This window comes from Paenibacillus sp. FSL H3-0310 (genome assembly GCF_038002785.1).
Lineage (GTDB): Bacteria > Bacillota > Bacilli > Paenibacillales > Paenibacillaceae > Paenibacillus_AQ > Paenibacillus_AQ odorifer.
Map to the genome: position 1 here is coordinate 182,771 of NZ_JBBODC010000002.1, position 21,246 is coordinate 204,016.

Annotated in this window: 13 protein-coding genes and 1 riboswitch; of the genes, 2 read left to right on the forward strand and 11 right to left on the reverse strand. The window is 43.4% G+C overall.

Annotation, left to right across the window (positions count from 1 at the left end; all coding sequences use genetic code 11):
• Window positions 1-19: 19 nt before the first annotated feature.
• The gene (locus tag MHH63_RS20325) at window positions 20-5,641 is read right to left on the reverse strand and encodes an S-layer homology domain-containing protein (RefSeq protein ID WP_341172040.1); all 5,622 of its coding nucleotides are present in this window, start codon (window positions 5,639-5,641) and stop codon (window positions 20-22) included.
• A 163-nt stretch (window positions 5,642-5,804) separates the two neighbouring features.
• Window positions 5,805-6,005, reverse strand: a riboswitch (cobalamin riboswitch).
• Window positions 6,006-6,346: 341 nt separating this feature from the next.
• On the opposite strand from MHH63_RS20325, the gene MHH63_RS20330 reads away from it, so the two are divergent.
• The gene (locus tag MHH63_RS20330) at window positions 6,347-8,068 is read left to right on the forward strand and encodes a cellulase family glycosylhydrolase (RefSeq protein ID WP_341172041.1); all 1,722 of its coding nucleotides are present in this window, start codon (window positions 6,347-6,349) and stop codon (window positions 8,066-8,068) included.
• Between the two features lie 69 nt (window positions 8,069-8,137).
• On the opposite strand, the gene MHH63_RS20335 is transcribed toward MHH63_RS20330, so the two are convergent.
• From MHH63_RS20335 to MHH63_RS20370, 8 genes are all read right to left on the reverse strand, one after another.
• On the reverse strand, window positions 8,138-8,431 hold the full coding sequence (locus MHH63_RS20335; RefSeq protein ID WP_076128620.1) for a transposase: 294 nt from the start codon (window positions 8,429-8,431) through the stop codon (window positions 8,138-8,140).
• A 21-nt stretch (window positions 8,432-8,452) separates the two neighbouring features.
• Entirely contained in the window at window positions 8,453-9,034 is a 582-nt protein-coding gene (locus tag MHH63_RS20340; protein ID WP_076128618.1) for a hypothetical protein, read from the reverse strand.
• Between the two features lie 192 nt (window positions 9,035-9,226).
• The gene (gene arcC, locus MHH63_RS20345; protein WP_076105343.1) at window positions 9,227-10,177 is read right to left on the reverse strand and encodes a carbamate kinase; all 951 of its coding nucleotides are present in this window, start codon (window positions 10,175-10,177) and stop codon (window positions 9,227-9,229) included.
• 36 nt (window positions 10,178-10,213) lie between these two features.
• The gene (locus MHH63_RS20350) at window positions 10,214-11,479 is read right to left on the reverse strand and encodes a tetratricopeptide repeat protein (protein WP_339281685.1); all 1,266 of its coding nucleotides are present in this window, start codon (window positions 11,477-11,479) and stop codon (window positions 10,214-10,216) included.
• Window positions 11,480-11,513: 34 nt separating this feature from the next.
• A complete protein-coding gene (locus MHH63_RS20355; RefSeq protein ID WP_341172042.1) occupies window positions 11,514-13,055 on the reverse strand; it encodes a xanthine permease in 1,542 nt (513 codons plus the stop codon).
• Window positions 13,056-13,144: 89 nt separating this feature from the next.
• The gene (locus MHH63_RS20360) at window positions 13,145-14,575 is read right to left on the reverse strand and encodes a YlbE family protein (RefSeq protein WP_076098692.1); all 1,431 of its coding nucleotides are present in this window, start codon (window positions 14,573-14,575) and stop codon (window positions 13,145-13,147) included.
• A 1-nt stretch (window position 14,576) separates the two neighbouring features.
• The gene (gene fdrA, locus MHH63_RS20365; RefSeq protein WP_341172043.1) at window positions 14,577-16,121 is read right to left on the reverse strand and encodes an acyl-CoA synthetase FdrA; all 1,545 of its coding nucleotides are present in this window, start codon (window positions 16,119-16,121) and stop codon (window positions 14,577-14,579) included.
• Window positions 16,122-16,124: 3 nt separating this feature from the next.
• Complete coding sequence (locus MHH63_RS20370; protein WP_341172044.1) at window positions 16,125-16,835, reverse strand: DUF2877 domain-containing protein; 711 nt, start codon at window positions 16,833-16,835, stop codon at window positions 16,125-16,127.
• 541 nt (window positions 16,836-17,376) lie between these two features.
• Between MHH63_RS20370 and MHH63_RS20375 the strand changes: the two genes are divergently transcribed.
• Entirely contained in the window at window positions 17,377-19,074 is a 1,698-nt protein-coding gene (locus MHH63_RS20375; RefSeq protein ID WP_076305179.1) for a PucR family transcriptional regulator, read from the forward strand.
• A gap of 57 nt (window positions 19,075-19,131) precedes the next feature.
• Here the strand turns inward: MHH63_RS20375 and MHH63_RS20380 are convergent, their stop codons facing one another.
• On the reverse strand, window positions 19,132-19,788 hold the full coding sequence (locus MHH63_RS20380) for a M48 family metallopeptidase (RefSeq protein ID WP_038574107.1): 657 nt from the start codon (window positions 19,786-19,788) through the stop codon (window positions 19,132-19,134).
• Between the two features lie 80 nt (window positions 19,789-19,868).
• Entirely contained in the window at window positions 19,869-21,242 is a 1,374-nt protein-coding gene (locus MHH63_RS20385) for a hypothetical protein (RefSeq protein ID WP_341172045.1), read from the reverse strand.
• Between the last annotated feature and the right edge of the window lie 4 nt (window positions 21,243-21,246).

The following is a 21,246-nucleotide window of genomic DNA, read 5'->3' on the forward strand; positions in this document are numbered from 1 at the left end:
TATCTCTCTAAATAAAATTCTATTTGACGTCTGTCATATCATAAAGACGTGTCTGGCCATTAACGAGTCGATCATAGGAAACCAGTGCATACATCGCCTGATCCGTAGCCATAAGATCTACTTCTCCTGGTTGCGCGCCTCCATTGCCTACTCCACCCTGCTTCACGTGATAAAAGCCACCTTCAGGTGCAGCAAAACTAAGCAATGCGTCTACTGCGGAATGTCCATTTTTGATAAATCTGGAATCCTTATGCGGGTCAATACCAAGACCAGTTAAAGCTACAATCACCTGAGCGATGCTTTCGGAATTTGTAGATTCCCAGCTTGCAAAACCACCGTCTGCAGTCTGTGTTTTGGATAACCAAGCAATCCCCCGGTCCACAGCAGCTGTTACTTTGGCGTTGGTTTTGTAATAAGGCGTTAAGCCTTGAATGACCATCCCCGTGATATCTGGATCAGCCGCTGTAGCATTACTGCCTAGTGCCCATCCACCGCCGCTGATCTCTCTGCCCAAAATATAATCAATGAGCAGCTCTCTAGTCGTCTGCGTCTTTACACCCTTAACCACTGGAATGTCGTAATGATTACTGTCCAGTGCAATGAGAGCAAACACAGGTCCATTAATACCTTGCTTAATTACAGTATCAAAATCCGCGAGCGGTTCCAGTAGGTTATAACCCGCCACTTTATCAATATTTTTGTTGATTGAAGTTAATGCCAAAATAACTCTATCATATTCCGTATATTTTACGCTATGCAGCTTCCCAGCTTTTTCTTTAAGAGTTGCTTCTACATTCGCGTAGTACTTAGTGTAATAACTATCTGGAACCTTCACGCCTGAACGTGCCAGCCCGAACACTGTCCAGTCCCCGCCAACCGAGGAGATAACCGGGTTTGTTACTGTTTTTTGCAAAAAGGCAGCTGTGTTCTGAATATAAGAACTAACTGCTTTATTCTGAATAGTTGGACTAACCACTTTGTTCCCACTCTTATAATCATGGGTTCTGGTAGCTACAACGGCCGCCATTTCTCTAGTTACAAGCTCTTTAGGTTTAAATTGATTATCATCACCTAACATCAAACCAGTCGCAACAACGGTCTCTACATCTGCTTTGGCCCATGCCGATACGGTGTTGATATCTTTAATCGCTGTTCCTGGCTTCGTCGCCGGGATGGCCAATGCTCTGACGATAATTGCTGCCATCTGCTCACGAGTAATCTTGTCATTTGGCTTAAATTCATTATTAAAGCCTGTGATTAGACCTGCCTTATGCGCAGCATTCACATATGGATAGAACCAATCGCCTAGAGCGACATCCTTATAGGTAATACCTTTATCACTCTTAATATCAAGTTCTAATGCAGAAACCAGAATCTTAGTGAACTCCGCTCTTGTGATATAAGCTTTCGGATTCACCTGACCATTATTACCTTGGATATATCCTTTTACTGTAGCTGTTTCAATCGCTGAATAAGCCCAGGAAGAGATCTTATCAGCATCTGTATACAGTTGTTTAATATCATTTGTCTGGTTAGGATCCTTAGGAGTCACTGTTGGAGATGGACTCACATTTGGATCAACGCCGGCTTCCGGATTAGCTCCCCCACCAGGAGCAGGAGTAGCACCAGGCTTAGGCGTTGGGGTTGGAGTAGGGCTTGTAGTTGGTATCGGTGCATTTAGATCCAAACCCAAATTCGTAGTATAACGCCACTGAATTCTTTCCCCGGCACTTAGTTTATATGAAGATGCACCATAATCAGGATAGACTCCATTCACATTATACATCCATCCACTGCCGCTGCCATGGTCAAATTCTCCATCGCCTGCGATCGATTCTACATACACACTTCCATATTTACCGCTCCAAGAATCTCGATATTCGATACCGCGGCTATCTAATGTTCTTTTTAGTACAGACCACACCGTGTCACCAGATTGGAGCTCTACCTGTACAGATGGAACAACATATCCCTTATTAATTGTAAGCTTATCCACGGACAGGGTTACATATGGTTTCGATGGAGTGGTTTCGCCACCATTGTTGCCACCATTGTTGCCGCCATTTCCTTCACCATTTCCGCTACCACCGTCGCCATTACCATTACCACCGTCGCCGCCAGGTGTTTGTACTGCACTGGAAGCATACGCAATGTAGTCAGTGAAGTGATTGGTTTTTACAATTAAGTCATTTCCACTATCATAGGCATACTCAGACTTACCGCTTGCAAAACCTAAGTCATCACTTGCAAATTTTTGAATGGCATGAGGGGTGCCATTTTGAATATAAGCAGCTTCTTTTCCTTTAAGGTCCTTAAAGGTTAACGTAATAAATTGACTGAATTCTACTCTTGCACTACCACCCATGGAAAATGCTTGAAGAATGTTATCAAGCTTCTTGTCCCCAGGAATAATCTGATTCACACTATCTTTTAGTGCAGATTCTGCACCGGTTAAAGCTGAAATCAGTTCAATCGCAGAGGCATCCCCACTTGTAACTTTTGCACCCTTAGGAATGACTACAGATACGTTACCTTTTATGGCCTCTATCTGAGGAAGGTCGCTGTTACTTGGTAAATTGACACTAACCTTCGATTGATTTTCTTCCGAAATAGCTACTGTGATTTCTTTGTTGCTATCTCCAGTGCTGATCGGAACGATATAATCATTAGCGTCATTTGGGATTTCAACTTTCGGGTTCTCCCCAGAAGGTAACGGAAGTTCTTTCGGACCCTCTGGTTGCCCAGGCCCCGGTTCTTCTGGTTGTTCCAGTTTCACATCATTCATATCAAAGAGACGGTTGCTATGATTGAGCAGACGATCATAGGACACAAGAGCATACGTACCTTGGTCCGTTGCCATATTGTCTACTTTGCCTGTGAGGATATGCTTAAATCCACCCTCAGGTGCAGCAAAGCTAAGCAGTGCATCAATAAGCGAATTTCCACTTTTAATAAATCTAGCGTCCGTGTGCGGATCTACGCCTACACCAGTTAAGGCTACAATTACCTGCGAGATACTCTCGCTGCTAGTGCTTCCCCAGCTTGTAAATCCGCCTTGATTGTTTTGGTTATCGGACAGCCATTGGATGGCCCGATCCACGGCAGCTTTTACATCATCACGGGTTGCATAATAAGGTGCAAGAGCTTGCATCGCCATCGCAGTCATATCGACATCGGCTTTGGTTACGCCTAATGCCCAGCCACCAGCTTCTGCTGTACCTTTTTTAACCTCTTTATCTAAAATGTACTGAACTAGTTTTTCTCTTGTGGTCTGTTCTGTAACTCCATCAACTACAGGGATCTCATAGTTATGGCTATCTAACGCGATCAGAGCAAAAATCGGACCATTATTGCCTTGCTTTTGGATATATTGATAATCAGCGAGTGCTTTTCTCAGATCATATCCCGCAACATTTGTGATATCTTTTCCGATAGAGGTAAGTCCTAGAATCGCTCTGGAATTCTCTGTGCTTTTATTGGCGTCGAGTTTTCCATCCTCTTTAATGATTGATGCTATTTTCGTAGCTACATTATTGTAATAGAGATCATAATAACCGTTAGGTACTGTATAGTTCGCCCGTGCCAGAGAAAGGATCGACCATTCTCCGCTTCCTGTTCCAAACGACGGGGTCTTTACAGTGTTTAGAATATAGGCAAGGCTTTTATTTAATTGTTGTTTGGCTACAACAGCAGTAGGTTGTTCTAATTGCACATCATTCATATCAAAGAGACGGTTGCTATGATTGATCAGACGATCATAGGACACAAGTGCATACGTACCTTGGTCCGTTGCCATATTGTCTACTTTGCCTGTGAGGATATGCTTAAATCCACCCTCAGGTGCAGCAAAGCTAAGTAATGCATCAATAAGCGAATTTCCACTTTTAACAAATCTAGCGTCAGTGTGCGGATCTACACCTACACCAGTTAAGGCTACAATTACCTGCGAGATACTCTCGCTGCTAGTGCTTCCCCAGCTTGTAAATCCGCCTTGATTGTTTTGGTTATCGGACAGCCATTGGATGGCCCGATCCACGGCAGCTTTTACATCATCACGGGTTGCATAATAAGGTGCAAGAGCTTGCATCGCCATCGCAGTCATATCGACATCGGCTTTGGTTACGCCTAATGCCCAGCCACCAGCTTCTGCTGTACCTTTTTTAACCTCTTTATCTAAAATGTACTGAACTAGTTTTTCTCTTGTGGTCTGTTCTGTAACTCCATCAACTACAGGGATCTCATAGTTATGGCTATCTAACGCGATCAGAGCAAAAATCGGACCATTATTGCCTTGCTTTTGGATATATTGATAATCAGCGAGTGCTTTTCTCAGATCATATCCCGCAACATTTGTGATATCTTTTCCGATAGAGGTAAGTCCTAATATTGCTCTGGAATTCTCTGTGCTTTTATTGGCGTCGAGTTTTCCATCCTCTTTAATGATTGATGCTATTTTCGTTGCTACATTGTTGTAATAAAGATCGTAATAACCGTTAGGTACTGTATAGTTCGCCCGGGCCAGAGAAAGGATTGACCATTCTCCACTGCCTGTTCCAAACGTTGGATTCTTTACAGTATTTAAAATATAAGCAAGGTTTTTATCTAACTGTTGTTTGACGGCAACTGAAGTTTCCAGTTTGTAAGTAACCTGATAAGTTACATTTGTTTTGTTTCCAGCTCCGTCAAGAGCCGTTACAGTAATTGCATTACTGCCTGAATTCAGAGTAGCTTTATACTCCCCATTTGCAGGTGATAAAGTAACTCCATTCAGCTTCACTTCTGGAGTAATGTCACTATATACATTGTCTGTGACAGCTACTTTGAAGCTTATTTCTTTATTGGATACTTCCTGTTTATCTTGTATGCCACTTACTGTAATAACAGGGGGTTCTATGTCTAATGCATTATTAAGACCGACAAGCGCATGATCTACACTTATTTGAGAGCTTGCCATGTTTTCGAGCACGGAATAGGCTTCATAAACTGCCGATTGCACTACTGGTCTGTCCAAAATAGTTTCTTTATTAGGGGCACTGTTAATCTCGGCGATTTCCGCAGTTAAAGCATCCTTATTGGCAAGTTGAACTGGGATTTCCCCCCAGCCGCCAAGATCAGAACCATAGCCATAAGTGGTGAACTGAGTTCGAATGATGTCACCGTCTTGAGGCTTATAATCGGTCATCCCAAACGGAGGAAACACATTATTTACTGCATACATCCAACCCGACATGGAGGTGTAGTCAAACTGACTTAACCACTCGGGGTCTGCTTTAGTGCCGACTGTATTCCCATCGGCTGAAATCATATCTAAAATATATTGTGGAATATTGACTTCGCTTCTGCCACTATCTTTAACTTCTGATAAATAAAAACCACTATCTATATTTCCTAAATATCTATAATTCCCATCACCTAGCGCACGTGTTATTAAAGATGCGCCATTATCGCCTTCATAAATCGGAACTTTAATAGGTTCCTTAATATACCCTTGGCCTAAGGTGAATTTCTCTACGGATACAGATACATACCCTTTAAGGGTAGAGCTTGCTCCATCTGCTTGAGCCGGGATTACACTTGTAGAGAATGTCGTAATAAATACAGCTACAATAAGTAACCACGCTAAAAACTTATTTTTCTTCATTTTTCCATAACCCTTCCCTTCATACCTATGATAAAAAACAGAATAAACTTTCTCATAACCACAAAAAAACCACTCAACATAAACGTCAAGAGGTTAAGATAGTGAACCACAATAATAGCTGGCAAACACTATTCAAGCACCTCTCTATCGATCGTAGAGTTTGATGGTGTAACAGAAAAAGGCAGATATTCTGGCTCAAGTATCATCACCCTTGCTGCCTTCCCAGTTTCCCAGTGGCATTTTGCAAGGACTCCTCTTTCACAGCGGCGGGACCGCGCGGGATTCACACCCGCTTTCCATTTAACCAATCTATGATTGTACTTCCGCAACATTCATAGTTGGCACCTATTTCTAATTTTAAATTTTCATGCTTCATCATAACTAATATATATGCTTTTGTCATGTTATATTTCTTTTTTGTATAACGGGCAGCTAGAGATAATCCTATTGAATAACCAATTTCTATGAGTAGGGTTATTTAAATAATTTCTTTATCCAACTGTGGGGTAAATTAATTTAAATCACTAATTCTTATATGAATTTACCACAAATTAGTAAGGTACTCGCTAAGTGTATTCTATGTTAGGGTATATTCAGAAAGCGTTTACAAAATAAAACTGGAGGTGTTTGTGTTCATCTAACCACCGAGTACAGCGTCAAAGCCAGGTCCAAGCATCCTAAATTTATCTCACAAAGGAGAATTCAATGACTACGCGAATCCAGAAATCCTTCTTATCATTGACACTTGTCACCGCTCTTCTGCTCTCTCTGTTCTCATCCATGGCCGCAGCTGCAACTAAGGACGAGCAACAAGCTAAGGCAGCGCCAAAGAGTAAGATCCAATCCTATGTAGACGAAATGCAGCCCGGATGGAACCTTGGCAATACTTTAGATGCTACAGGTGAGGATGAAACCTCCTGGGGCAATCCACGTGTGACCCAAGATCTTATTAAAAAGATCGCCGCTCAAGGCTATAAAAGCATTCGGATTCCTGTGACCTGGGATACTCACATGGGTGCGGCACCAGACTATACCCTAGAAAAGGCCTACCTCGACCGTGTGGAAGAAGTTGTCGGCTGGGCACTGGACGCCAAGCTTTATGTCATGATTAATGTCCATCATGATTCCTGGCTATGGGTAAGCCATATGGAAGAAAAACACGATGAAACGCTGGCACGTTATAATGCAGCCTGGACTCAAATTGCCGATCGCTTCAAGGACAAATCCGATAAGCTGATGTTCGAGAGCATAAATGAGCCTCGGTTCACCGATGGTGGAAGCACAGACGAAGCAAAAATGGAGCAAATGCTTACTGAACTTAATAACTCTTTCTATCAAATCGTGCGGAAATCCGGCGGGAAAAACGACCTCCGCCCACTTGTATTACCTTCATTAGAGTCTTCACCTACGCAAACAAGAATGGATCATCTCTATAAGACGATTACGGCTCTGAACGATCCAAATATTATTGCGACCGTTCACTTCTATGGCTTCTGGCCTTTTAGTGTGAACATTGCCGGCTACACCACGTTTGAAAAAGATACAAAAAACGATATCACTCAAACTTTTGATAACGTTTACAATACATTTGTAGCTAAAGGCATCCCTGTCATCGTCGGCGAATTTGGTTTATTAGGTTTCGATAAAGACACGGGTGTGATTGAACAGGGCGAGAAGCTTAAATTCTTTGAGTATCTGACTTATTATTTGAAAGAAAAGAAAATGACTTCCATGCTCTGGGATAACGGGCAGCATTTCAACCGTAAAACTTATAAGTGGTCTGATCCTGAACTCCACAATGTATTAATGTCTGGTCTGAAGGAGCGTTCCTCCAGCACCGAAAGCGATTTGGTCTACCTAAAAAAAGGTGCACAAATCAAAGATACCAAGGTTAAGCTAAACCTGAACGGCAATAAGCTAACCACCATTAGTGCCAACGGAAAGTATCTGACCAAAGGTAAAGATTACACCTTAAATGGTGAGGAGCTCACCCTCAAAGCCACCCAACTCAAAAAGCTCACAGCTTCCCAAAAATACGGTGAAAATGCCGTGCTGACTCTGAAATTCAACAAGGGTGTTGCGTGGAGACTTAAGGTCATTGTGTATGACACAGCTAAATTAAGCGATGCAAAAGGCACGACTGAATCCTTTGCCATTCCGACCACCTTTAATGGTAACCAGCTTGCCACAATGGAAGCTGTATATACCGCTGGTGGCAATGCAGGTCCGCAGGACTGGACTCCATTTAAGGAATTCGGCAATACCTTCTCACCTTCTTATAACACTAAAGAAATCAAGCTGCTTCCCGCGTTCTTTAAAGATGTTAAAGACGGCGAGGTTACCCTGAAGTTCCACTTCTGGAATGGGGATATTATCACCTACAAGATCACGAAGAGCGGAACAAACGTTGTAGGAAAGTCCTCTTAAGCATCGGTCCTGTTAACAACACAAATAGGGGTGTCCCTTCAGGGAACATCCCTATTTGTATTCTACCTATCACATATAAACCTCATCATACGAAATTATCATCAACCGATAAATTAAATATACGCCAAGATAGGCTCCGGTAATAAGAAACATTGGATTCAAAAATATCGCATGGATCGAGGTCATAAACACAGCGCGATCTCTTAATATCTCGTAAATCGCCAAGGCGGAAATATTTCCAAAGATAATCGCACTTAAGACCGAAACAACATTAAAAACCATACGCCACTTTATCGATTTCCCCTGTAACATCAGCATAACAATGGGAACAAGAATACTACCAAGTACGATTAGAAATTTCATCCAGCTCACCTCGGTAAATTTTTAATCGTCCAATTCCACACTTTCGATTTGTCCATCTGCATTTACCGTCCACTCGATTTCAACGCCATTATTCAATCCGAGCTTGTCTTCATCTTCAATGACTATATGATCAGGAATCGTTAAGGTTTGCTCTTTACCGCCCTCCACTTGAACGGTAACCTGTTTACCCTTAACCGCAGTGATCCTTCCGTCATATTCAATCTGCTGCAAAACAATCTTTTGATTCGGATCTGTAATGGTGACCCGCTTGCCTCCGTCAGTTAGCAGCTCAACCTTTTTATGATAGTTATCTTTTAACGAAACCTCCTTGATAACTCTCTGAACGCTAACCCCCTCTGGAAGTTTCCCAGTATTTGAGCCGGGTGACGCAGATGTTAGAGGTTGTTCTGTTGCGTTATTCGTAGGTACAGGTGTAGTAGCTTCTGCAGAAGGTGCTGCGGTTTCTACTTGAGCTGTTGGAGTAGGCACTTGAGTCTCATCCGCTGCTTTAGTGCATCCACTTAGCAATACCGTACATGCACAAATACAACAAAGAATTGTAGCCCTGGTAAAACGTTGTGTTGTTCCTTTATTCGATATCATCTTTTACCCCCGCATTTTAATGTATTTTTTTCTCTATAGTGGACATAGTTTTACCTCTTATCTTCCTTTTATTCACCAGAATATGGCCATCTGAAAGCAACAGTTAGATAACAATTCATGAATATGTCAAAAAACCGCCCTGATTTAGATCAGTGGCGGTCTCCATGAAATGATGAGATAAATTAGATCTTATTAATTTACAATATGTGTGCCAGCCTGTTGGCTCATCGCAGCTTTCATATTTTCCGGATTGGTAATGATAACTCTACGTCCCTCTTTTTTCAAAAAGCTAAGACTTGCTTCAATTTTAGGCTGCATACTGCCAGCAGGAAAATGACCCTGCTCCGCATATACCAACATTTCTGCCGCTGTAACTTCTTCAAGAGCCTTCTGCTCAGGCGTACCGAAATTCACACATACCTGAGGAACTCCTGTTGTAATGATAAGAGATTCTGCATCGATCTGTTCGGCCAGCAGACTTGTAGCAAAGTCTTTGTCAATGACTGCATCGATACCTTCGTAGGTATTATTTTCGGTTTTGATCACAGGAATCCCGCCTCCGCCAACAGCGATTACCACATAACCCGTCTCAATGAGTGATTTAATGACGTCTTTTTCAACGATATCAATCGGCTTAGGCGATGGAACAACACGGCGGTAACCTCGTCCTGAATCCTCAATGATGACCCAATCTGGCTTGGCACGCTTCATCTCCTCTGCTTGCTCAAGCGTGAAGAAGGAGCCCACTGGTTTCGAGGGAGACTGAAAATTCGGATCATTTTTGCTAACCTCGACCTGAGTAATGACTGTGGCAACCTTTTTGTCTAATCTGCGATGAATGAATTCATTTGTTAAGGCCTGCTGAATTAAATAGCCTATGCCCCCTTGCGTGCCCGCCACGCAATTGACCAGCGGGGTAACATCCATTCCAGTGACTTCCGAAGCCACCTCGCTTCGTCTCAGCTCGAATCCAACCTGTGGACCGTTGCCGTGAGTAACCACCACATCGTTGCCTGCTTGCACCAGATCAGCGATATTCACAGCAATTTCACGTACTGCCTCAGACTGATCCTCTATAGAATCGCGGCCATTGTCTTTCACCAATGAATTACCGCCAATGGCTACAACTATAAATTTACTCATTCCATTCCTCCTGACGGATCAGTTGATCCTCATTTATTAGCGTTTAAGGGCCAGCTGAAATTGTTCCTTCGCGGAGTGAAAATCCGGATTGGCAGGATTATAGCTGATAGCAATATCTATTTCTTGAATGGCCATTTCATGATCACCAAGTAAACCAAGTGACTGTGCCTTATGATGATGATATAAAGGATTGCTCGGATCGTTAGCAATTGCGTTCTCAATCGCCTCAACTGCCTCTTGATGCCGGCCAAGTGATCTCAAGCTGTTCGCCTTATGAAACGAGAAATCATACCGTTCAGGCTGCTGTTCCAGAAGCTGATCCATAACTTTAACCGCTTCCTCATGCCTGCCCAACTCTCTTAAATAATTGGATTTATGATAGCGGAAGAAGCTTTCGCCAGGATCGCGTTCTATCGCTTTGTCATACTCTGCTAACGCTTGCTCGGATCGCTTCATCATTCGGTAGGCATTTGCGGTATAGAAATAGAAATCAAGGTCATCCGGTTCGATAGTAAGTGCCTGTTGATAGGCTGCCAGAGCTTCCTCATATCTCCCGAGTTCCCCTAAGAAGTATCCTTTATAGTAATAGAAGTCTGAATTATTACTGTCCTCTTGCATTGCATGTTCCATAACCAAACTTGCTTTCAGGAAATCCTCTGCCCGAGCTAGCTCTTGAGCGCTTTGAATACTTGGATGAATCGTTAGCTTTTCTTTATTGAGAATACGGATGACCCTCTCCTGTCCCAGCTCTTCTGCATGCTGCAACGATGATTTGCCGTCACGATCCGGCAATTGAACATCCGCTCCAGCATCCACCAACAACTGAATAATATCGGAGTATAAACGGCCACCATTCCCGAGAATTACTGCCTCCAACAAGGCAGACCATCCCAGATTGTTCATATGGTTAACTGCAACGCCTGCTTCCAAGCATTTCTGAACAGTTCTTAGATACCCCTTCTCGCTGGAAGGAAGCAGTGTAGTTCCCCCAAAACGATTTACACTGGTTGTATCCGCACCTGCGGCAAGAGTTAAAGACAGAATCTCATGGAATCCATTGGCACCGGCACACAGGTAGGGTGATAACATAGTGATATCTCTTGCATTCACGTCACTGCCTGCTTCAATCAGCTTTTGAGCGAGAGGAATATGATTTTTTTGCGTTGCCGCCATCAGCGCAGTACGACCACTGGCATCCTTATGATGAACATCGGCACCACGAGCTAAAAGCTGTTCTACGGCAGCTAAATCCCCGCGATCCGCTGCTTGAATTAAATCTTCTGACAGAGTTTGATTAGTCATGGCTTTAGCTCTCCTATTTCTTTTTATCAATTATTTATTCGGATTGCAGCTTGTTCGCTGGGTCACGAAGGTCTGAAAAATGCTTATAAACAAATAATCCTGCAACCATCAAATAGGAGTATACGAACGGCATAAGTGAAGCTTGAGCAAATCCAACAGTCGGCGCGTGAATGATCCCAAATAAAGATAGGCCAGACGCGATTACAGCAAAGACAGCAGCCCGCAGTGGTTTATTCAGGATAGAGAAAATAGTGATGGAGCCCCAAATCAAGCTGCTAAGCGGTGCACCATTTCCTAAATGCATCAGGCCGTTGTAATAAACCCCTTTACTTAATAAGAGATCAATCCCCACCTTAGAAGCCGAAGTTTCAGCCGCATTAAAAATGTTGTTCGCAAGCGTTAAAGCCCAGTTAGCAATCCATGGGAACAAGGTGATAAAGATAACGGGCACTTCATTTTTAGGTGTCTCTCGAACCACCTGATTCGCCGTAACGACTCCGACATAGACCAGAATCGGAACAATCGCCACAACAGGTATGATAGACAACAGCAGTGCCCCTATACCAAAGAGACAAATAATTAACATGGAGAAACCAGAAGCTATGGTATAACCAAGTCCAGCCCCAATAGATTTCCAGCCTGCATGACCAATGTACACAGTTACCGGGAACGGATTACCTGTAAAAGCACCAATACTTGAAGCAACCCCGTTCGTTAGCATGACGTTACGAGTGTTATAAGGATCTCCCGCAGCATGTGCGCTCTCAATATTTTCAAGGTCAAAAATATAATTCGCCAGTCCCAATGGAATTGCAGAAGCCAGGTATGGCAAGGCATGCGGAATCCCTTGAATTAAGCTGGTAATATGCACCTCAGGTGGATTAAACCCCAGTGTTGAAAGAGCCGTTGTGATCGCTTCTGGATTCTGCAAGCCGAATATCCAAGCCAGTGCGGTTCCAGCAATCAGCAGCAGAAATCCTGTAGGAATTTTTTTGAATATCGGCGATTTGCCAAACCAGTTAATAAAGATGATCACAAGTACAACAAAGGCAACCACTGGTGTTTCAAAGGATTGCAGCATCGGGTTCATGGCCAGCAATAACAATCCAAGTCCAGACAAACAAGATAAAAGTACGGTTCTTGGAATAACCTTACGCAGCACATCTCCCAGAAATGAGCCGACAATAAGGATCAAAGCTTCGAACAGGCACCATACGAGACCAATTTGCAGCGCAAATGATGCATCATTGGTTTCTCTAAATACGGGAATTAACACTAGAAAAGTTACCGTAAAAATCGATGGAGCACTAGGTCCTGAAGGTAATGCGGTTATATCCGTTCGGCCTGTTTTTTTGGCTAGCTGATATCCAAACCAGCCATAAGCAATACTTGCGATAAAAATCGCGAGTCCAAACGCAGGAACGACTCTGCCGTAAACCATACCTTCCGGAAATCCTACTACAAAAATTAACAGTGAAATCATCGTAAGCAGATTGGTTAAATTGTTAGCAAGCAACCCGAAAAATGCAGCCCAATCTCCCTTTTTCCAGAACATCTTCATAAATACTTGATCCATAATAAATCTCCCCCTAGATCGTTAGCGCTTACATACCAATGGCTTATGAAGCCCTCAGGCCCTTGAATAGGCCTGAAGGGCGGGTGGTTCTATGAATGCATGCTCTGGCTAAAAGCGAGAATGGCTTGCTCGAAACACTCGATTGGAGGATGAGTGATTCCGGCTCCAATCATTCCGATGCCTGGATCCTTATGGGCAATAGCCGTGTTGATCACTGGCATAATGCTGGTTTGACCCACTTTACGAATATCGATTCCAGTAGGAATTCCGCGGAAGTTCAACAAAGGAATCGTCACATTTGGATTCTCCGTCGTAGTAATTTCCTTCATTTTCACAGAATAGTTCATGGCATCATCTACGGTTCCCCCAACTAATGCTACAATCGCCGGCGCGGTTGCCATGGCGAAGCCACCTATACCATACGTTTCGGTAATCGCACTGTCACCGATATCGAGTCCCGAATCTTCCGGCTTATACCCTGCAAACATCGGTCCGACAACCTTTTGCGCAGGGCCGGTAAACCAGGTATTGCCTGGCATTCCACTGACACGAATACCGAATTCCACGCCATTGCGGGCCATCGTTGTTACGATGGTGCTATGCTCGATGCCATGGGCAGCATCAAGCGCACATTTACAAAGAGCCATCCAGGTTGGTCCGGAGAAATAATCACTCATTGCCACAAAATCGAACACTTCGATTTTCTGCTCATTAGTAAAATCCGTTCTCAGGATAAGCGGCGTTAATGCCTGAATCAAAAGAGTCGTTCCAGCGTTGTTGCGGTTATGGCATTCATCTCCCATATGGAGCGCCTGTGATAACATGAGCCGCAGATCAATGCCGTTCTCAGAGAACTTCATCGCCTCACGCAGCATCGGTCCAAGCACATCTCTCATCCAGATCAAACGGGCAACGACCGTTTCATCGTTTGCACCCATCCGCAAGATTTTCGACAGTTGCTCACTAAGGTTCGTATAAGCGATGTTGCCATACGTTTTATTCTCTACAATGTGCATGAACATAGAGGCTGAGGTTACCCCTGCCATGGACCCTACACAATTATGCTCGTGACAAGGGGAGAACGTAATCTCACCTGATGCCGCTAGTTCGGCAGCTTCATCCAGATCCTTCGCCAAGCCCTCAAAGACCAAAGCGCCGGTAACTGCACCTTTCATGGGACCACTCATCTTATCCCAGGTAATCGGAGGCCCTGCATGTAATATCGTAGTCTTAGTCATCCCTGGTACGACATTGATCGCTTGATCAAAACCAACCAATACCGGTTGTGAATTCACGATTCGCTCTACAGCCAGCTTGTTGGCAGCCTCAATCTTTGCAGCAATCCCCTCTTGCTCTAACGCATCCAGTGCGGCAATTAATTCGGGCTTACCTCCACCAGGTGGCTTCCATTCCAGATGGGTTACGTTGCCTTTTTGCTTCAGGATATCATCCTTGAACATTTCTAGGCCGACATTGATTACGTGAAGTTCACTCTTAAATAACTCATTGATTCTGCTCATGTTATACTCCCTTCTCTACAAAACCTCTGGCAAGAAGTCCTGCATTCGTATTACTGCTTGCATAGGTAACGCCCGCGGATACCAGCTTATCAAGCTGTTCTTGGACGGAAGGTGTATCCAGATCGGTTCCAAGTACATAGCCGACAATCTCCAAATGTCTGCCTTCTTGTTCCGCTGCTTGCTTAGCCTCAATAATTGCAGGCACCATAACACCTACTGGATCCTCATGCGATCCATAGCCTAATACAAAATCCATAATGATCACGCCCACCGCCGGGTCCTTTGCTTCCTGCTTGAATCTGGCAATCCGTGAAGAAGGATCAATCATCGGATGTGGTTTGCCGTTAGTGAACCCATCATCCCCAAAGTCAATAAATGTATGTCCTTGGCTGATATGGATATCAGCCAGCTGATATTCCGGATCTTTTGGAATGTTGCTATAGACATCGTCGTATTTCTCCATCGCTAGATACATTGCTTCATCACATAAAGTACCGCCGCAGAATAACCCACGAATATACTTCTGTTCTGGCTTCAGCTTGACCTTAATCTCCTCAATCAGCGGAAGGTTTAGCGGATGCTTGTCAATTTGACTCTCATCAATGCCGGATAGAATTACCGCCTTTAGCGCGGCCTCTTTGGTTGTTTTGGCAAAATGTCCACCTGCTTCCAGAACAGCTTCCTCCGTTCCTCCGATAAAGCAGACCACGACAGGCTTATGCATATTTTTGATTTCATTCAGCACTTTTTGTTCCACACTTTTGGCGGGTGGCTTGGAAATCAACACAATGACCTTAGTGGCTTCGTCTTCGTTAAGCGCTTTCATAGCATCAAGCATCATTACTCCGCCGACACGTACACTTAGGTCTCTGCCGCCTGTGCCAATCAACTGTGAGATGCCTCCGCCAAAATCGTGAATCCGCACGCTGATTTCCTGACTTCCTGTGCCGGATGCACCCACGATGCCGATATTGCCTTTACGAACCTTATTGGCAAAACATAAGGCCATATTTCCAATGATCGCGGTTCCGCAATCCGGCCCCATCATCAGCAATCCACGCTCATGTGCTATTTTTTTTAATTCAATTTCGTCTTCTACGCTTACGTTGTCACTGAACATCATGACATGGAGATTATTCTCCAGCGCTTTTCTTGCTTCTCTGGCTGCAAACGCTCCGTTGACTGAAATCACTGCAAGATTAGCTGCTGTCATATTCTTCACTGCCGACTCAATTGTTGGATATTTAAGCGCTGTACCGCCAACTGCACTGTCTTTTTTAATAAACAGCTCTTCGATTGCTTCAAAGGCAACTTCAGCCAGTTCAGGGGATGTTGCTTTGATTACGATCATCAGGTCACTATTCTTAGCTTCCTCTAGCTCAGGGGTTATCAGCCCTACATTCGCTAATACCTCTTTATTCATTTGAGTAGCCATTGCGATAAAAGCTTGTTCGACACCCTCTATTTGATTCGCTTTGGTCGACAACGACATGAGCGAGACGGAATCAAAGTATGTGTTTCTTTTAATTACTATTTTAGTCGACATATCTTACCTCCAACGTTGTTCTAGATTAAGATTCAAACCGCTAATGATCCCCAAGGCAATATCTGTTCCGGAAGAAGAACCTATATCCAGCACTGCCGATAAGCCAAGAAGCATATTTTCCTTACTCTCATACATGAGCGAATGCAGCATCTGACCCATTGACTCTCTCACCTGACCCCAAGCCGCTTTTTTCAGAGCCATATAGCTTATTTCATTCGTTAATTCAGCTGCTTCGTTCACGACTTCCCTGCACCACGGCTGATATTTACTAATAGGACTCTGAGGCAGATGGATCGCAGCAAACAATCCAACTAAAAAATCATCTCCCGACGGAGTCAGCCCTGAGCCTAACCCCATTAGTCGAATTGCATAATGAGTAGCCTCTTCCATGCTGTCATTCGCCAAGGCATTGAGAAGACCTGAAGATCGCTCTTCCAGCAGCCGCATCGTTTCTCTCTCAAAGCTGCTAGAACCCGCAAACTGCTTCATACCGCCTGATTTTCCATAGCTATTGATATAAGCCCTTGCCGCAGCCAAATTATCTCTTAGCGTCTTTAGTTCTATTGGAAAAATAGATAAAGAGCTCTGCCAAACTGTCAGTTCCTTGATCGATATTGAAAGCTTAGTGCCAATATATAATTGATCATTCTCCGCAAAAACTTCATCTCCCACAACCAGTCCAAGATCCGAAAAACTACTAACCTCTGTGATCAAAGTATTAGGCGCATTATCTATCCTACTGCTCGCAATGGTATATAATTCATCAGTTGCCTTGCACCTTACATTTATCGTCCGCTCAAATATGCTGTGTACATTTCCGAAAAATCTTGATTCTCGAATCCGATGAAAGAACGCGCTATCACTGGATATCCCAGCTTTTAAATAAGAGGTACACTTGCTCTGAGAATGCTCCGTTTGATCGCCCCCTTGAGAAGGAAGTAGATAATGGTTTGGTCACTTACTGTCAGGTTATCCTATATAGAAAGCGTTCTCATAAAAAAACCTTAACGGTTGATGATGAATGATAGAAGATGTTACACTCAGTTCATAAAATTCCAAGAATGATGAAGATTGAGCTGCTTTCTGTGTGAAAAAGGATATTTTTGTGAAATATATCACAGTTTAACGGATAAACGTTACCTGACACCCTTATTGTAGTCCTCCGTACACTGGGGGTCATCATACAAGAACACTAAAAACAACAAGTAATCACTATGCACATTGCACAATGGGCGAAGATGAGAGGTGTGAATTGATGCTAACGATAAAAGATATCTTACAAATCAAATCCATCGAAGGCATAAAGATCGTTGCGGGGCATTCTGGCCTAAACAATCAAATCTCCGTAGTTAATATCATCGAGAATCCGGACGTATTTGACTGGCTGACCTCGAACGAGCTGCTTTTATCCACCGGATATATCTTCAAAGACAGCACGGAGCTGCAGAACAAATTCATTCATGAGCTGGTGGAGAATAACTGTGCAGGACTCTGCATCAAAATGAAGCGATATTTCGATGCTATCCCGCAGAATATGATCGAGCTTGCTGATAAGCATGGACTCCCGCTACTGGAGCTCCCTTTTGAATACACCTTGTCCAGAGTCATTGCGATCATTAACGAAAAGACCAACGCGGATTACGATGCTGTGAACCGACGCTCGCTCGACCTTCATAATGCGCTGTTCAAAATCGCACTCGAAGGAGGCGGTATTGAGCAAATATCGGCGGAATTGTCCGACACGATCCATAACCCTGTTCTTATATTAGATAGAGACTGGAACCTACTCTGCTATACAGATCATAAGGATAACCCATCTCCACTTCAGGAATTCCTGCCACTGGTGAAGAACAGGCCTGTTTTTCCACCAGAGTTCACGGTAGCTTTCCCAAAGTATATTACTGAAATCAAAAAATCCATCAAACGCACCTACTATTCTCAGGGACAGCCGTACAAGTGCTGCATTATGCCGGTTTCTGTATCCAGTAACGCTTACGCGTATATCGTCGTTCTGCAAACGGTACGCAAGCTGGTTGAATTTGACTACACCGCGTTAGAGCATGTATCCACGATGCTTGCACTGGACCGGATCAAAGCCAAGGAAATCGAAGAGGTAAAGCATAAAATTAGGCAGGACTTCTTCGACGACTTATTAGCTGGCAATATTACTTCAACAGAAACACTGCATTCCCTATCTGCTATGCATGGGCTTAAAGTTAACTATGCGTATTACTGTACAGTTATCCATATTGAAGCTACACAGCTGGAAAACTACACGGACATGGTTTATAGAAAATACGAAATGGAGCATATGGTCAAAAAATGTGTCAATTTGATCTATGGCTTGTCCAGTAATGCAGGTGGAGAGCTAATCTGTTACTATCGCAATCAGCAAATCATCATCTTGATCGGAAAAAATGAAAATAAACCGCCAATTTCCGTAAGCGATACGAAAGCCTTTGCTCAAGAGGTGCTGCAGTTGCTGGCTCAGGAAATGACTAAAAATCATTTTCTCATCGGCATTGGCAGTCAGTATAAGACACTTGCTTCGCTCCATCGAAGCTTCTTCGAGGCCCAAGAAGCTATGCGGCTCATGCAGCGGTTTAATAAAGACAGCCGGAGCATTGCTCACTTCGAGGATTATTCTGTCTATCATTTTTTGGATTCCAATATTAAGCCTACGGAAATGGAGACATTCTTTAACAAAGTTCTGGGAGGCATCCATGAACATGACCAGACGATGAACACGAGATTCATGTCTACCTTGGAGTATTATTTTATGTACAATCAGAATGTAACCGAAGCCGCCAAAGCGATGTTTATTCACCGCAACACCTTTATTTACCGGATTGATAAAATCAAAGATTTGCTAAATATAGATCTGAAAAACTCAGATGAGCTATTCGAGATTCAACTGGCACTTAACCTCTATCGATTGCTGCAAAGGGGTTAAAATAACGAAGGGTATTCCCGGCAACCATTACTCTAGTTGCACTGGAATACCCTTTTTTCATAACGTCATAGCCCGTCCATATCTTGCTAAATATTCTTCCTTCTCCTTATAATCCGGCATTAGGCTTCCAACCCGTCGCCAAAAGGAGCGATCATGGTTCATATGCAGCAAATGACATAACTCATGGATGATCACATAATCGATAACCTCCACGGGAGCCATGGCCAGACGATAGTTAAAGGTTAGCTTTTTATCGGAGCTGCAGCTTCCCCATTTGGTCCTGGACTCTACAATCTCGATACTCTTAGGTTTTACTCTAAGCTGCGTCTGGTACCTAGTGATCCGCTCTCCTATAAGCTTCTTGCAGCTAGAGAAATAGAACTTTTTCAGCTTTAACTGAAGTTGTTCTTCACTTAGCTCCGCTGTCTCTATAAGCTCATGCAGAGAATAATATTTGCCTAGATACAGGAACTTTCCTTCATCTTCGTACGCTCTGATCATCTTTGGCGTTTCACGAGCCGCTTCGAGACTTTGCAGCTTCTCCACAATCATTTTGCCATTACGCTCAACCACACTTTTAATCGTCTCTTCAGATGTTTTCTTAGGTACCTTGAGTGTTATGCGCCCTGACGAATCTATATGAATGGAGATTTTTTTCCCGTTTCCATATTGAACATTAAACTCGATCACCTGATTGTCGTAATCAATCTTCATACCCACCATCGTTTCTATAAGATTATTCGCAATAAAAAAGAAGAACGCACCTAGGCGTTCTCCTATTTTAACACGATTCCTCAATACACCGGATATCCCGCTACAAACATTGCCAAGTACAGTATACTACCCACAACAGATATAACAGTGAGTGCAACATCCTTCGGCTTTTCATTAGTGAGCGCAACGGCAGCAAAAGCTAGCGGAAATGCAACAAGCAAATAACGCGGGGCTGACAGCAGCCAGGTAGCTCCCACTACGAAAGCAAAATACACGATAAAATAAGCAGTGTAGGATGGCCGTAGTTTTCTTGCTCCCATAAACATGATAATTAGTGCTGAGAATATAGCGATTAAATTAGGCAGCCACATGCCGAGAAAAGAACGGCTATCTCCACTTTTAAAGGTGCCCACCGCATATTCCATCTGATATCTTACGGTATCGAAAAAGAGATAGAACTTCTGTGACCAATGCTCCCTCTGGTAAATACTGAACTGAAAAGCATTTCCCGTAACATAGTAGTTGATGTAAAGATAAGCCAGCAAACCCATCGATATGATAGCAAGACAGCCAATGGCGGTGGTCAGTTTATGTATAAACGCTTTTTTCTCTAGTAATTTATAATTCCCGATAAGTTCTCGTGCAAATTCAATCGCAACCGGTACAATCAACAGTACCCCTGGAGAACGCGTATACGCTGCAAGTGCACCGCATAAACATCCGATGAGCCATTCTTTTTTTCTCACAAAATATAAACACAACAGCGATAAGGCCAGAAATAAAGATTCGGTCATTGGGATGAAGAAAAAGAACGCAGCCGGAAATATAAAAATATACTTTACTACTCGCATAGCACTCTTTCGATGCATGTCTAGTGCGGCAAGCTCATAGGCGACCAAGGCAGCGACAAGCGAGCAAATATTAGAAACGATGAATCCAGCGACGAGATAATTCCCTACAAATACCTGAACTACTTTAATTAGATTTGGAAAAAAAGGAAAAAACACAATATGGTATTTCGGATCTCCCTCCGTCACATACCAATTCTCCGCGATGCCCAAATAATGTGAAGCGTCGATCCCCGATATATGCCAGGTCTCAGCTATTTTGCTAAACAAACCACCGGAATAGCCATTCTGTATGATCAAAAATATATAACCGATAATCATAAGCAAGACCCGACTAGCCACTACCCAGCCGATAATATATAGCCAAGCCTGCTTTCTGTCCCGTGTTTTATTTTCCAGAGTTACTTCAGGTGCTGGATTTGTCAGAACAAAATCTGTCAAAACAGGTATAGTGCGGAGTCCCAATAATACAAAAAGTACGAAACAGGCCACGGAAGCAAGGGTACCCATCATAGACCAACTAGTGGTCGAGTTTACCCAGAAAATAGCCGTCACCATCATAATGAACATGAAGATGAAGGAAATGATTTTGTCGTGCTTTTTCATTTGA

What these genes read in the sequence shown, in the direction of transcription:
- MHH63_RS20325 (WP_341172040.1), bottom strand. Translation starts at nt 5,641, where the DNA reads ATGAAGAAAAATAAGTTTTTAGCGTGGTTACTTATTGTAGCTGTATTT.
- MHH63_RS20330 (WP_341172041.1), top strand. Translation starts at nt 6,347, where the DNA reads ATGACTACGCGAATCCAGAAATCCTTCTTATCATTGACACTTGTCACC.
- MHH63_RS20335 (WP_076128620.1), bottom strand. Translation starts at nt 8,431, where the DNA reads ATGAAATTTCTAATCGTACTTGGTAGTATTCTTGTTCCCATTGTTATG.
- MHH63_RS20340 (WP_076128618.1), bottom strand. Translation starts at nt 9,034, where the DNA reads ATGATATCGAATAAAGGAACAACACAACGTTTTACCAGGGCTACAATT.
- arcC (WP_076105343.1), bottom strand. Translation starts at nt 10,177, where the DNA reads ATGAGTAAATTTATAGTTGTAGCCATTGGCGGTAATTCATTGGTGAAA.
- MHH63_RS20350 (WP_339281685.1), bottom strand. Translation starts at nt 11,479, where the DNA reads ATGACTAATCAAACTCTGTCAGAAGATTTAATTCAAGCAGCGGATCGC.
- MHH63_RS20355 (WP_341172042.1), bottom strand. Translation starts at nt 13,055, where the DNA reads ATGGATCAAGTATTTATGAAGATGTTCTGGAAAAAGGGAGATTGGGCT.
- MHH63_RS20360 (WP_076098692.1), bottom strand. Translation starts at nt 14,575, where the DNA reads ATGAGCAGAATCAATGAGTTATTTAAGAGTGAACTTCACGTAATCAAT.
- fdrA (WP_341172043.1), bottom strand. Translation starts at nt 16,121, where the DNA reads ATGTCGACTAAAATAGTAATTAAAAGAAACACATACTTTGATTCCGTC.
- MHH63_RS20375 (WP_076305179.1), top strand. Translation starts at nt 17,377, where the DNA reads ATGCTAACGATAAAAGATATCTTACAAATCAAATCCATCGAAGGCATA.
- MHH63_RS20380 (WP_038574107.1), bottom strand. Translation starts at nt 19,788, where the DNA reads ATGAAGATTGATTACGACAATCAGGTGATCGAGTTTAATGTTCAATAT.
- MHH63_RS20385 (WP_341172045.1), bottom strand. Translation starts at nt 21,242, where the DNA reads ATGAAAAAGCACGACAAAATCATTTCCTTCATCTTCATGTTCATTATG.